This is a genomic window from Bradyrhizobium sp. WYCCWR 12699, assembly GCF_032144035.1.
In the GTDB taxonomy this organism is placed as follows: Bacteria; Pseudomonadota; Alphaproteobacteria; order Rhizobiales; family Xanthobacteraceae; genus Bradyrhizobium.
In genome coordinates this window covers 244,899-258,292 of the sequence record NZ_JAVTJN010000039.1, presented here as the reverse complement: position 1 = coordinate 258,292, position 13,394 = coordinate 244,899, and the positions used below count along the sequence as shown (strand labels likewise).

At 62.9% G+C, this 13,394-nt stretch carries 13 protein-coding genes; 6 read left to right on the top strand and 7 right to left on the bottom strand.

Features of this window, described 5'->3' with window-relative positions:
* The first annotated feature begins 67 nt into the window (after positions 1-67).
* Together RPS27_RS32065 and RPS27_RS32060 are read left to right on the top strand one after the other, a co-directional pair.
* Positions 68-913, top strand: coding sequence for a cell envelope integrity EipB family protein (locus RPS27_RS32065; RefSeq protein WP_212068333.1), 846 nt, complete (start codon positions 68-70; stop codon positions 911-913).
* Between the two features lie 217 nt (positions 914-1,130).
* The gene (locus tag RPS27_RS32060) at positions 1,131-1,532 is read left to right on the top strand and encodes a RidA family protein (protein WP_313754935.1); all 402 of its coding nucleotides are present in this window, start codon (positions 1,131-1,133) and stop codon (positions 1,530-1,532) included.
* Between the two features lie 12 nt (positions 1,533-1,544).
* Here the strand turns inward: RPS27_RS32060 and RPS27_RS32055 are convergent, their stop codons facing one another.
* The 3 genes from RPS27_RS32055 to RPS27_RS32045 are packed head-to-tail and all read right to left on the bottom strand — an operon-like array spanning position 1,545 to position 3,549.
* On the bottom strand, positions 1,545-1,952 hold the full coding sequence (locus tag RPS27_RS32055) for an ACT domain-containing protein (RefSeq protein WP_212068331.1): 408 nt from the start codon (positions 1,950-1,952) through the stop codon (positions 1,545-1,547).
* Entirely contained in the window at positions 1,952-3,241 is a 1,290-nt protein-coding gene (locus RPS27_RS32050; protein WP_212068330.1) for a DNA polymerase IV, read from the bottom strand. The genes RPS27_RS32055 and RPS27_RS32050 overlap by 1 nt, the downstream gene beginning before the upstream one ends.
* A complete protein-coding gene (locus RPS27_RS32045; protein ID WP_212068329.1) occupies positions 3,238-3,549 on the bottom strand; it encodes a DUF3572 domain-containing protein in 312 nt (103 codons plus the stop codon). Before RPS27_RS32045 ends, RPS27_RS32050 begins: the two co-directional genes overlap by 4 nt.
* 239 nt (positions 3,550-3,788) lie before the next feature.
* Here RPS27_RS32045 and RPS27_RS32040 point away from each other — a divergent pair, with 239 nt between their 5' ends.
* Positions 3,789-4,154, top strand: a complete 366-nt coding sequence (locus tag RPS27_RS32040; protein WP_008130064.1) for a response regulator — start codon at positions 3,789-3,791, stop codon at positions 4,152-4,154.
* A 14-nt stretch (positions 4,155-4,168) separates the two neighbouring features.
* A complete protein-coding gene (locus tag RPS27_RS32035) occupies positions 4,169-5,542 on the top strand; it encodes a PleD family two-component system response regulator (protein WP_194407672.1) in 1,374 nt (457 codons plus the stop codon).
* A gap of 90 nt (positions 5,543-5,632) precedes the next feature.
* Here RPS27_RS32035 and RPS27_RS32030 read toward each other — a convergent pair whose 3' ends face one another.
* Both RPS27_RS32030 and RPS27_RS32025 read right to left on the bottom strand, forming a co-directional pair.
* Positions 5,633-6,604, bottom strand: coding sequence for an AraC family transcriptional regulator (locus RPS27_RS32030; protein WP_212068328.1), 972 nt, complete (start codon positions 6,602-6,604; stop codon positions 5,633-5,635).
* Positions 6,605-6,842: 238 nt separating this feature from the next.
* Complete coding sequence (locus RPS27_RS32025; RefSeq protein WP_211416672.1) at positions 6,843-7,433, bottom strand: TetR/AcrR family transcriptional regulator; 591 nt, start codon at positions 7,431-7,433, stop codon at positions 6,843-6,845.
* A 129-nt stretch (positions 7,434-7,562) separates the two neighbouring features.
* Between RPS27_RS32025 and RPS27_RS32020 the strand changes: the two genes are divergently transcribed.
* Positions 7,563-8,801 carry an MFS transporter gene (locus tag RPS27_RS32020; protein ID WP_212068327.1) on the top strand — a complete coding sequence of 413 codons (1,239 nt, stop codon included), beginning with the start codon at positions 7,563-7,565 and terminating at the stop codon, positions 8,799-8,801.
* A 126-nt stretch (positions 8,802-8,927) separates the two neighbouring features.
* Here RPS27_RS32020 and RPS27_RS32015 read toward each other — a convergent pair whose 3' ends face one another.
* A complete protein-coding gene (locus RPS27_RS32015) occupies positions 8,928-9,890 on the bottom strand; it encodes an ABC transporter substrate-binding protein (RefSeq protein ID WP_212068326.1) in 963 nt (320 codons plus the stop codon).
* Positions 9,891-10,740: 850 nt separating this feature from the next.
* On the opposite strand from RPS27_RS32015, the gene RPS27_RS32010 reads away from it, so the two are divergent.
* Complete coding sequence (locus tag RPS27_RS32010; RefSeq protein ID WP_313754934.1) at positions 10,741-11,763, top strand: ABC transporter substrate-binding protein; 1,023 nt, start codon at positions 10,741-10,743, stop codon at positions 11,761-11,763.
* A 139-nt stretch (positions 11,764-11,902) separates the two neighbouring features.
* Here RPS27_RS32010 and RPS27_RS32005 read toward each other — a convergent pair whose 3' ends face one another.
* On the bottom strand, positions 11,903-13,141 hold the full coding sequence (locus RPS27_RS32005; protein WP_313754933.1) for an acyltransferase: 1,239 nt from the start codon (positions 13,139-13,141) through the stop codon (positions 11,903-11,905).
* Positions 13,142-13,394: the final 253 nt, after the last annotated feature.

The following is a 13,394-nucleotide window of genomic DNA, read 5'->3' as shown; positions in this document are numbered from 1 at the left end:
GACGCAATGGAACGGTCATTAAAATGTCGAATCTGCGCTTCCCAGGACGCGTCCCCAAGGAATAGACATGGTGCACCTTTTCCGGACTTCGCTCGGTGTGATGGCGCTCGCGGCGGCCAGTTTTTGCCTTGGCGACCGCGCGCAGGCCGCCAACGGTCCGTTCCTGGCGCATCAGGCCCTCTATGATCTGAGCCTGGTGAAATCGCGCTCCAATTCGGTCAACAGCGCCCGTGGCCGCATCCTCTACAATTTCACCGGAAGCTCATGCGAGGGCTACACCTCCGAATTCCGCCAGGTCTCCGAGCTCGACAGCGGCGAGGGCAAGGTCACGCTGAGCGACCTCCGCTCCAATTCCTGGGAGGACGCCGCGGGCAAGAGCTATCGCTTCAAGATCGAGACGCGGATGAACGAGGCGGACGCCGGCCGCGTCGACGGCTCGGCCGAGCGCGACGGCGACCATATCAACGTCAAGCTGAAGCTGCCGGCGCCGAAGAGCTTTACCCTCGACGGCAAGATCGTGTTTCCGACCGAGCAGATCCAGCGCATCATCGCCGCCGCCAAGGACGGCAAGTCGCTGCTCGAGCTGTCCGTCTATGACGGCTCCGACGATGGCCAGAAGGTCTACAACACGCTGACCGTGATCGGCCAGCCGATCCCTGCCGACCGCGCCACCTCCGCCGATCCCTCGACGTCGGACGAGCACATGAAGTCGCTGCAGCGCTGGCCCGTCACCGTCAGCTATTTCGACCGCGACGCCCAGCAGAAGGAGGGCGAGCAGACGCCAGTCTATGCGATGGCGTTCGAGCTCTACGAGAACGGCGTCTCGCGCCAACTCGTGCTCGACTACAACGACTTCGTCATCTCCGGCGCGATGGGCAAGTTCGACGTCAAGGACAGCAAGCCCTGCAATTGACGGCTATCCGCGCGAGCGATGCCGAAGGGTAGCAAGCCGTAGGGAGGGGTAAAGGCGCGCACTTCGCGCGCCGTGCCCACCACCCTTCAGCAATGGGCAAAATCGTGGGCACGCTTCGCTTTGCCCGTGCGAGACCAATCTTCGCAGTGGCAGACTAGCTCTCGTCATACTCTCCCGCTACGCTCCTCCCAACCACAAACCTCAGGGAGGTAACCTCATGCCCAGGCTCGACCATCTCCGCCCCAGCGGCCTGCATCACAATCCCGCTTACTCCCACGTCGTCACCACCTCGGGCGCGCGCACCATCTACATCTCGGGGCAGGTCTCGGTGGACGAGGAGGGGCGGATCGTCGGCGAGGGGGATATCGCCGCGCAGACGACGCAGGTGATGCAGAATCTCGGCCATGCGCTGAAGGCAGCCGGCGCGAGCTGTTCCAACATCGTCAAGATCACGACCTTCGTCGTGAACTACAAGCCGGAGCTGCGCCCGATCATCGGCAAGGCCCGCTCGGCCTTCTTCGAAGGCATGGAGCCGCCGGCGTCCACGCTTCTCGGCGTCACCGCGCTCGCCGCGCCGGAATGGCTGATCGAGATCGAGGCGATTGCGGTCGCGGATTGATTTCCATCCGGGCTACGAACGCTGCACTTTGGACAAGTCCCGTAGGACAGCCATCGCTTCGTCTGCTCTGTCAATGGGCACAAAGAGATGGTCATGATGAAACGCCGACACGGCATTGACGCTGATGCCGGCTTCGGCGAGGCGCGCCGTGATGGCCGCGAGGAATCCCACCGCATCGAGCGCGGAGTGAACCGCCAGAGTGATCAGGCGCGAGACGAAGGCATAGCGCAGTCCTGCACGCTCGGCATCCTCGCAAGAGATGACCAGCGTGGTACCTTCCTGCTCGCGAAAGGTGAGTAGCGGGTTGACCTCGGCGGGGATGCGCTCGTCGAGCGGAATCGTGCAGAACACGAAGGTACCCGGCCGCAGCTGCGGCCTCATGTCCCGCAGCAGCACCTGGATATCGCGTTCACCGGCCATCACTCCTGCGCCTTCTCCGGGCCCTCATAGGCGATGCCGCGGATCACCGCGGCGCTGCCGAATTTCTTGCGCAGGCTGTCCACCGCGCGCTCGGCGTGGGCGGCGCGGCGGTCGAGCATGTCGGTGTCGTCGGCGGGCGAGCCGTCGCGCAGCGCGCTGACGCCGGCCCCCATCAGGCGGAAGGCGGTGCCGTCGATCTCTTTCGCCAGCATCTCGCGGCAGATCGCAAAGATCTTCGCGGCGAGCTGGGTCGGGGCGGCGATCGACTGCGAGCGCGTACGCTGGCGGAAATCGGCGGTCTTCAGCTTCAGTGTCACGGTCGAGCCGGCGAGCTCGCTGCTCTTGAGCCGCGACGAGGTCTTCTCGCACAGCCGCCACAGGATCTTCTCCAGCGTCGCGAAATCGCGGATGTCGGTCTCGAAGGTGGTTTCGCTCGAGATGGTCTTGGCGCCGCGGTCAGGCTCGACACGGCGGTCGTCGATGCCGCGCGCGAGCCGCCACAGCCTGCGGCCGTCGCTCGGAAACTGCCGCATCATCTCGATCTCGTCGGCCTTCTGCAAATCGGCGATGACGCGAAATCCGCGCTGGACCAGGCGCTCCTGCGTGGCGGGCCCGACGCCGAAGATGAAGCCGACCGGCTTGTCCGCCAGCATCAGCCGCGCTTCCTCCTGATCGAGCGCGGCAAAGCCGCGCGGTTTGTCGAGGTCGGAGGCGATCTTAGCCAGGAATTTGTTGCAGGACAGGCCGACCGAGACGGAGATGCCGATGTCGCGCTCGACGTCGCGGGCAAAGCGCGCCAGCACCTTTGCCGGGATCATGCCGTGCACGCGCTCGGTACCGGAGAGGTCGAGGAAGGCCTCGTCGATCGAGAGCGGTTCGACCAGCGGCGTCAGGGCCTGCATGGCCTGGCGCACCTCGCGGCCGACGCGGACATATTTCGCCATGTCGGGCGGGATAACGATCGCATGCGGGCAGGCTTCCAAGGCCTTGAACATCGGCATCGCCGAGCGCACGCCATAGGTACGCGCGATGTAGCAGGCGGCCGAGACCACGCCGCGCTTGCCACCGCCGATGATGACGGGCTTGTCGGCAATATCGGGGTTATCCCGTTTCTCGACCGTGGCGTAGAAGGCGTCGCAGTCGATATGCGCGATGGTCAGCGTGGACAGCGTCTGGTGGCGGACGAGGCGAGGGGAACCGCAGGCCGCGCAGCGCCGAACGGCCGTATCCAGGTCGGCCAGACAATCCCGGCAGAAGCAGCGGGGCCCGGCAGGGACGGGGGTGCTCACGGCACGTCGCGCTCCCAGGAGGGGTCGCCGAGCGCATCGCCCAGGACCTGCCGCGCTGCGGCGACGTTGGTCGGGTGCAGTTCCGCGGAGCCGGCAAAAGCCTTCACTGTGGCATCGTCCCGCATCACGAAATCGAGCACGCTGAGCAGGAAATTGGGGTCGGCGGCGGCGTTGCGCAGGGTCTCCGGTCCGACTCCTGTCTCGGCCAGGAACAGGCCCAGCCGCTCGGGCTCGCTGGCGACGAAGGACAGCGCCTGAATCGCAACGATTTCAGCGACTTCGCGGGGGTTGTGAACAGGCTTTTTCAAGGGGACGGTTTGCCTTTCCGTTAACTTTCGGTGTCTACTTTGCATCATGCCCGAGTCTCGCCTCTGAGTCTTCCGACCCCCAGACAAGCAACTGGAAACCACATCGCAGAAAGTCGATCCTCGGGTTTAACGAAACTCAAGCGAATCTGAGGCTAGTTTGAATCCAGTTTTCGAAACGCCGGCGAGCGGCGTCTGAGGCGTCACATGCATCGGTCCTTCGGACCAATCAGGAGGGCGGGATGGCTAAGACCGTCCTGATCGTGGAAGACAACGAGCTCAACATGAAGCTCTTCCGCGACCTGTTGGAGGCGCACGGCTATCAGACCTCCGGCACCAGCAACGGCTACGAGGCGCTCGACCTCGTTCGCAAGATGCGGCCCGACCTCGTGCTGATGGATATCCAGTTGCCGCAGGTCTCCGGCCTCGAGGTGACGCGCTGGATCAAGGACGATCCGGAGCTGCGTTCCATTCCCGTCGTCGCGGTCACGGCGTTCGCGATGAAGGGCGACGAAGAACGCATCCGCGAGGGCGGCTGCGAGGCCTATTTGTCCAAGCCGATCTCGGTCGGCAAATTCATCGAGACGGTCCGGCGTTTTATCGGATAGGAAGTGAGTTCACAGTGTCTGCGCGTATCCTGGTCGTCGATGACGTCCCTGCCAACGTCAAGCTGCTCGAGGCCCGCCTGTCCGCCGAATATTTCGACGTGATGACCGCCGCGAACGGCACCGAGGCGCTCGCGATCTGCGCCCGCGCCGAATGCGACATCATCCTGCTCGACGTGATGATGCCTGACATGGACGGCTTCGAGGTCTGTCGCCGCCTCAAGACCGATCCGGCCACGCATCACATTCCCGTCGTCATGGTGACGGCGCTCGACAGTCCGTCCGACCGCAACCGCGGGCTCGAGGCCGGCGCCGATGATTTCCTCACAAAACCCGTCTCAGACGTCGTGCTGATCGCGCGCGTGCGTTCGCTGACGCGGCTGAAGATGATGACCGATGAGCTGCGCATGCGCGCCATCACCTCGCTCGAGATCGGCATGCAGGCACCCGAGCGCAGTGCCGTGGCCGACACCGGCAAGGGCGGCCGCATCCTGCTGGTCGACGACCGCGAGTCCTCCTACGAGCGGCTGGCGACGATCCTCGCGGCCGAGCACACCATTGATGTCGAACCCAACCCGACGGAGGCGCTGTTCCACGCGGCCGAGGGCAATTACGATCTCCTGATCGTCTCGCTCGACCTCAACAATTTCGACGGCCTCAGGCTGTGCAGCCAGGCGCGCTCGCTGGAGCGCACGCGGCATGTGCCGATCCTGGCCATCGCGGACCCCGAGAACTCGACGCGGCTGCTCCGCGGCCTCGAGATCGGCGTCAACGACTATCTGCTGCGTCCCATCGACAAGACCGAGCTGCTGGCGCGCGCGCGCACCCAGATCCGCCGCCGCCGCTACACCGATCATCTGCGCGACAATGTGCAGAACTCTATCGAGATGGCGATCACCGACGCGCTCACCGGCCTGCATAATCGCCGCTACATGGAGAGCCATCTGGCAACGCTGGCCGAGCAGGCCGCAACGCGCGGCAAGCCGCTGGCGCTGATGATCCTGGACATCGACTTCTTCAAGTCGATCAACGACAATTACGGCCACGACGCTGGTGACGACGTGCTGCGTGAATTCGCGGTGCGGGTGCGCAAGTCGATCAGGGGCATCGATCTCGCCTGCCGCTACGGCGGCGAGGAATTCGTCATCGTGATGCCGGAGACCGATCTCCACGTCGCCGGCATGGTCGCCGAGCGCCTGCGCCGCTCGATCGCGGGCGAGCCGTTCGCGATCCACAAGGGCGCCAAGCGCATCGAGGTCACGATCTCGATCGGCCTCACCACGCTGGAGCAGAAGGGCGAGGCGGTCGCCGACGTTCTCAAGCGCGCCGACACCGCGCTGTATCGGGCCAAGCACGACGGTCGCAACCGGGTGGTGTCGCAGGCGGCGTGAGGACTGTCCGCACAAAAGTTGCGAAAACAACCCCATGCACAGTAGCCGACGCCAGCTAAATCAATGGCTTGCGCGGACAGCTGACGTCGACTACGGCGACCCGCGCAACTGGGTCGGTAAGGCGCCAAAGCGGCGACGGAAGGCCTGGTTGAAATACGAGATGTCGTTGAAGCCGCAGGCGTAGGCGATCTCGCTGACCTTGAGGCGGCCGTGCTGGCGCGAGGCGAGCGCCGCCCTTGCGCTTTGGAGGCGCAATTCCAGCACGCGCTCGGTGAAGCTCGCGCCGGTCTCCTGCAGGAGAACCTGGATGTATCGGGGCGACAATCCGATCTTCTGCGCCAGGCTGCGCGGCGAGAACGCCGGATTGGTGAAGCTCGCCCTGATCTCGGCCAGAATCTCGCGCAGCCGCGCCGCGCGCAAGCCCCGCAGGGTGGCGACCTCGGCAGCATCGCGGCTGGCGCCCAGGGTGAGCGCGAGGATATCGAGCACGGTCGTGCCGATGTGGCGGTCCAGATCCGGATCGCACCCGACCTCGTCGGGATCAAGGACGCTCTCCAGGTAGCGCTTGAGATGACGCAGTGCCGGCTGGCCAGGATCGAGCGGCATTGCCATGAGATCGTCGGCACGAGGAACGAGCTGCAGCAGACGGTCTCGGGCGATCGTCACGGTCGCCCATTCGCCCGGCGCCTCGACCATCATCTCGGCGGCCGCGCCGTTGGTCCCGAGGAACGCGCCGCCGGGGCCGGCCGCAGCATCCCGGCCGAACTGTGACAATTGTACTCGTGCCGTCCCGCGATTGAGCAGCAGGCAAAAATCATCGTCAGGGCCACGCGCGATGGCGCTTGCCGACCGGGCAAACCGTTTCAGCGTTCCATCGAACAGCGCGACCCGCACATCGGAAAATTGCGCAAACTGAAATTGAGCCCGGAAGGCGCAGTCCTCGAAACGCGAATAGTCGACGCAGCAAGTCAGCGCCTCGAATTGCTCATGCCATTGCGCGAACCGCGCTGCGTCGCCGAGGCGCGCAGGAAGCTGGTCCGAGGTGAAACTGATCCGGTTCATCCTGACCTCGCGCGGTTCGCTCGCCCAAATGGCAGGGCCGCATGCACAACCAAAGTGACATCGCCTGTTTAGCGCGGCGATTTCGGTTTGAGGACAAGAAATTCCGGGCGCGCGGCGATGAATACGCCGTAGCTAAAGTTCGATGCGCCAGGGCGAAACTCCCGGCCACAAAGCTGCGCTGGAGCACAATCCGACAGCGGCCGCGAACAAGTCGAAGACGCGAAAGAGTGCCTGCGCTTCAGCGACCCTTCGCCGGCTTTGCATCGCCACCCACATCCACCCCGGCATTCCGTAGCAGCACCTTCGCCGCTTCCTTTGCCGCGCGCGCCATCGCCGGATCGTCGCGCACGAGGTCCTGGGCAATGGAGCCGTCGACCAGCAGCACGAGCTGCGTCGCGAGCGCGTCCGCATCGGCAACGCCGAGTTCAGTCAGCCGGTCGCGAAACCAGAGGCGACGGCTTTCCTTGAAGGCCACCGCGATCTTCTTCACGGCGCGGTCCGCAGGCCCAAGCTCGGCGACAGCGTTCACGAACGGGCAGCCGCGAAAATCCCTGGCCGCAAAACGCCGCTCCAGCGAATCGAAAGTGGCAAGGATCTGCTCGGCCGGCGGCTTGTCCGAAGGGGAGGCGTGCACGAAGCGGCGCTGCAGATAGGCTGCGATCAGCGCGTCCTTGGAGGGGAAGTGGTTGTAGAGCGTGCGCTTGGAGATGCCGATCTCCGCCGCGATGGTGTCGACGCCGATCGCGCGAATACCTTGCAGATAGAACAGCTTGTCGGCGGTCTGAAGGATCCGCTCTTTCATCGTCTGTGGGGCGGGCGGGGGAGCCATGCAGCAGAAAAGGTCCTGTTCGCTTGACAGCACCTGCTATCCATAGCCTAAGTACACAGGTCTGTGTAACCAAAATCAACGGCAAAAGCAGACGGCGGCGATTGCGCCGTGCCCAAAAGGGAGAACAAAATGCCCCTGCTGCAGGTCCTGCGTCCGACATTGCCCATTCTGATCGGGGCCTCGATAATGCTGACGCTGAGCATGGGACTGCGGCAGTCGCTCGGCATCTTCATGCAGCCGCTGACGCATGACATCCACATCTCGATCTCGGACTTCACGCTGGCGCTGGCGGTGCAGAACCTCGCCTGGGGCTTTCTTCAGCCGCTCGCCGGCGCGATGACGGTGCGCTACGGCTTCCGCCCGATCATGATCGTGGGCTCGCTGATGTACATCGTGGGCCTCATACTGATGGCGACCGCGAACGGGCTGGTCAGTATCATGATCGGCGCCGGCGTGCTGATCGGGACGTCGCTGGCCTGCACTGCGGCCGCGATCGCGATGTCGGTGGCGGCACGCGCGGTGCCCGCCACGGTGCGCTCCACCGTGCTCGGCATCGTCTCCGGGGCGGGCTCGCTCGGCGCGCTCCTGTCGGCGCCGATCGGGCAGATGCTCAACGAGGGTTTTGGCTGGCGCGCCGGGCTCGCCGGTTTCGTCGTCATGTCGGTGCTCATGATCCCCGCGGCCTGGTATGCCGGCCGCGTCGACCAGGTCCCGCTGCCCAAGCCCGCCGCCGACGACATCGGCGATGCCAGTGCGGCGGCAGTAACAAAGGCGGCGTTCGGCAACGCCTCCTTCGTGGTGATGACCTGCGCCTATCTCGTCTGCGGCATGCAGCTAGTATTCCTGACCACGCATCTGCCGTCATATCTCGCCATCTGCGGCCTCGATCCGATGCTGAGCGCGCAGACGCTCGGCATGATCGGCGGCTTCAACGTGCTCGGCTCGCTGTTCTTCGGCTGGGCCGGCCAGCGCTGGAACAAGCTGGCGCTTCTGGGCGGCATCTACATCCTGCGCTCGCTGGCGCTCGCCTGGTACTTCATGCTGCCGGCGACCCCGTTCTCGACGCTGCTGTTCGGCGCCATCATGGGCTTCCTCTGGATGGGCGTCGGCCCGCTGGTCGCAGGCGCGGTCGCCGAGATGTTCGGCCTGCGCTGGCAGGCGATGATCCAGGGTCTTGCCTTCATGAGTCACCAGATCGGCAGCTTCCTCGGCGCTTATGGCGGCGGCGTGCTCTACGATGCGCTCGGCTCCTACACCATGGCCTGGCGCATCGGCGTCGCGCTCGGCCTTGCCGGCGGCATCGTGCAGGTGGCGTTCGCGCTGGTCAGGCCGTCGCAACCGCCGGCGCCGGTGTTGCGGACGGCGTAGGTAGCGGCGTGAAAACGCCATTGTCAGCTTGCGAGCTTTGAGCGGACGCCGTGTTGCTTGGCCGTGATGGGCCGCTTGTGACCCGGATCGGACTTAGGTCATGTCCATATCTCGGAAGCGGGACCCCTACTCAATCACTCGGTCCGCCATCAGAAGCACTTGCTCAGGGACAGTCAATCCCAATGCTTTTGCCGTCCGGAGATTGATCACGAACTCAAATTTGGTCGGCTGCTCAACCGGCAAGTCCGCTGGATTCGCGCCCTTTAGAATGCGGTCCACGTAGCCGGCCGCAAGTAGGAAGAGAGCCTTAAGGTCCGGCCCATAAGCCATCAATCCGCCCCGATCCGGGTAAGTGTTGACCTGAAATACCGTGGGCAGCCGATACTTCAGAGCAATTGATGGCAAGGCATCGCGCGGTGGGTCAGCAAGTACATAAACCACATCGCAATCCGCCGCTTTCATGTCTGCGAACGCCTTTTCAAGGTCTTCCGGGTTCGGCGCAACGAAGCGTTGCACCGAAATGCCGATGACCACTGCTGCCTTCGTTGCACTTTGTGCCATCGCCGGGTGCACCGGGTTATTTGAGGTGAGTACGCCGATTTTCTGAACCTTGGGAAAGAGCAGGCGAATAATGTCCAGCGTCTTGGTCGTGAGATCTGCGAACATATTCGCTGTGCCGGTTATGTTGCCTCCGGGCCTAGTGAAACTCTTGACGAAGCCTGAACCGACAGGATCGGTGGCTGGCGACATAACAATCGGAATCGTCGAAGTCGCCCTTTGTGCCGCCGCAATCGCAGGTGTCGCTTCAGCGATGATAACGTCTGGCTTCAGTGCGATGAGCTCCGAGACTAGACCGGGCAGCAGAGAGTAGTGACCTTTCGCCTCGCGCAGATCAATGATTAGGTCGCTTCCTTCCCGGTATCCCATCGACTTGAAGGCTTCTTTGAACCATCCGATAATTCGCTCGCCTGAGCCAGAGGTAACCAACCCGATGCGCCGCGGTCGCAATGAATCGGCATCTGCAACAGCAGCGATAGTGATCGAGCAGGCCGTCGTAAGCACCGCGCGACGCGTTACTATTCGACTCACGAGCTTCTCCTGATGTCGAGAGTGGAGCGCGATTGCAGTTGTTTCCGTCGCTTTTCAGCCAAATTGTTGTTCGTTTCTTTGTGCCCGGGGCAGGATCTCAGTTTGGAGTCCTGCAATGTTAAAGCAAGTATTTTTTGCGTATCTCCTTGTTGTCATCAGCCCAATCTGCTCGGAAGCGGGACCTTACAGCATCAGCCAAGCGCCCGAATGCAATGTCATCATGCCATGTGACTTGTCGTCCACGCAGACGCGCGGTGAACGAATTGCACCCCACCCACTGCAGGCGTATCGCCCAAAACAACTTTAGCCACGGCCGAGAGCATAAGGGCATTGCCTGCTGGTGCTCACAACCGGATTGTCGCCGGTCGGCCGACCGGCAGCCCTTCTTCGTTTTGCGGTTGTGGCGCGGCGCTGCGAGTGTTTGGTCGTGTGGTGCCTGACCTAAACCTCGCAGCCAACTGGCTACGCTTTCCGCGTACCTCGCCCGCGCCCAGAATGGTCGCGGCGCGACGCGGGCACGTGTTCGTTTTAGAACAGCATCTCGGAGGCGACATTTGGATGGCCTTTGACGCCAACTCAGGCGGCCACGTCATGAGGATGCACCCGCGATCATTGCGCGGCTATACGGTTGTCAATCCTGAAGCTGCGGGCTGAAACAGGGTGCACAACAGTTGGCCTAAAGGTCAGCTTCTGGCCCATCGACGACCATTCGGTGCGGTCGGCCGACCGCCGCCTTTTGACCCCATGCGACCCGACACACCGTCGAGTATGCTCTTCAATGGTCTGTCACAGAACGGCGCCAACGTGGTAGTCTATGCCTCCCATGAGCGCGGTCCTTGAGGAGGGACTTATGCGACGGCGGGAGTTCATCGGACGTTTCGGCCTTATTGGCTCAGCCGCATCAATACTGTTTGGTCAAGGCTCAAGCGCGCAGTCTGCGCCGAAACGTCCGATCATCGCGTGGGCGGGAGCTCCGCCCGCAGGTGCGCCCGCAGGCGCAAACGTTCCTCAATTCATACTGGACCTAGTATTTGGCAATTTTGTTAAAGGTCTTTTGGAGTTCGGTTACGAGCAAGGTCGAAACATTGACGTCATAAAGCGATTTGACATGTTTGCTGACCGAGTAGCAACCATGGAAGAGATGGTGGCTCTGGTCAAACCAGATGTCATCGTCGCGCCTGCGACGTTGCAAGCCGTCGAGGCCCGAAAGGCGACATCGACGATACTGATTGTCTGTGGCGCTCTCGCGGACGCGGTTCATCTGGGCTTGATTGCCAGCGAAGCTCGCCCTGGAGGAAACGTAACGGGCATTGAGCCCTACATTGCGGGATTGCCGACGAAGCAAATTGAACTCGTGCGAGAAATCGCGCCGATGGCGCGGCGTGTCGGACTGCTTACCAACATGAACGACCCCAAGGGCCCGCCTCAAGTTGGGGACTTGAGGGCAGCTTGCCAAAGTTTGGGCTTCAGCGTGGTCGAAACCGATGCCAGTACGGCGAACGACATTCCGGGTGCGCTGGCTGCGCTGGCGAACGAGAAGGTCGATGTCGTCGTTGTCATTCAGACTAATCTGTTGCTTGTCCGATGCGAACAGATCGCCGCCATTGCCATTGAAAAGCGGCTGCCGACTGTCTTCGGATATCGCGAGCACGTTATCCACGGCGGCCTCGTCAGCTATGGAGTTGACTTGCGCTGGTGTTATCGTCGCATCGGTTATTTTGTAGACAAAATTCTCAGGGGTGTGCGACCCGGTGACCTTCCCATCGAATTTCCAACCGAATTTTGGTTGGCAGCCAATCTCAAGACAGCAAAGACGCTCGGCGTGACCGTACCGACCGGCCTTCTCGCCCACGCCGACGAGGTGATTGAGTAAATGCTGCCTTTCCAAGTCTGGTGTTGGTCCATCGCTGACATCAAGTGGCACTCCGTTGACGTCGTCTTCCGCGCGTAAAGCGGATGCGACAGTTCCAGGAGATATTCGCTCTCGTGCTCTGGGCGTAGCGAGGTACCCCTTAGGATGTTGCGGCCTTCACCTTCACCGAGACGGGCAGCGGAAAGCGCAGCCCCCGTGCCCAAGCCGGGCGACGCGATGCCGGCTGCTTCTGCGGCAGCTTGCCGAAACGCGCGAGGGCTTGCATCAGCGCAGCCCGGATGGCCGGCTCGATCTTCGCGCAGATGAACCAGCAGACCAGCCCAAGCAGGCCGAGCGCGATCCAGAGTGCCGAGGTGGCATCGAAGCCTGCGTCGATCAGGGCACGAATGATCGCCGCGCCGATGACGTTGTGGGTGAGATAGAGCGGGTAGGTGATCAGTCCCAGCGTTCGCAAATAGGCCGGTGCTTCGGGTGCTGCGGCGCCCGCAGAGCGCCTGTTTCTCCTCGCGGCAAGGGCAATGAGGAGCACGGCAAGCGCCCAGACCATGATCGGCACGAGAGCCGATTGATCGGCGATGGCTGGGATCGAGGTCAGGAAGAAAGAAGCGAAGACGTAGATCTCCGCGGCGCCCGAGAGACAGGTGACGACAACGGCGAGCTGCTCCAGCGCCGTCAATTCCCTGTTCGCGGAGATGAACAGCCAGATTCCCAGCGCAAAGAAACAACCATGGCTCAGCAGGAAGGCCGCGCATGGCACCCGAAACATCAGGATGACCAGATAAGGCAGGTTGGACGGCGTCGTGCAGGACGCGATCAATAGCGCGACCGCATTGAAGATCGCGCTGTAGATGGTGAGGCCGAAGGCCAGATGCCGCAGCGTGATCTTCCTCGTGAGCATCGCGCAGAACACGAGCCCATAGAACGCCGTCTCGGCGGCCAGCGTCCAATAGACCTCGTCCAGCCACTGGCCCGTGACGCCCTTGGGCACCATCAGCATGGCGTGGATATAGGGCAGGATGAGCTCGGATGCCGGACCAGTGCCGAACAGCAGCAGGACGAGGAAGCTCGCGGTGGCGCAAACCCAGACCGCCGGATAGAGCCTGAGCGCGCGGCCGAGCAGAAACGCGCCCGGTGAAGATGTGCTCGCGGAATTCGCAATGACGAAACCGGAGATCACGAAAAAGATCTCGACGCCGACCCAGCCGAACCACGTGAAGGCCGCGGCGGAGGGGTAGATCACGTCAGCGGCGACGGTGCGCTCGAAGCCGGGGACACCGATCGACGTCCAGGCCCAGGACCAGAACATCTGGTGGAAAATGGCAACGCCGAGCGCGGCGGCGAAGCGCAGCGGATCCAGCAGGGGCAAATGGCTCTTCACGGCAATGGACCGGATTCATGCGACGATGACGCAGGAGATAGTGAATCCGGTCAGGGTGCTCTGCGAGGTGGGTCACACATGCTCCAGCGCGCCGACTGTGCAGATCTCAGTGTGGGAGTAGGTGTCCTCAGCTCTCGAGTCCCGGACGCAGCGCAGCGTCACTTCCAACGAAGCGCTGCAGAGCCGGGGCCCATGCCTCCATTGTGCCGTGTTGGCTTCTGGGTCTCGGCTCTGCGCAGCAGCGTTGCAAGCT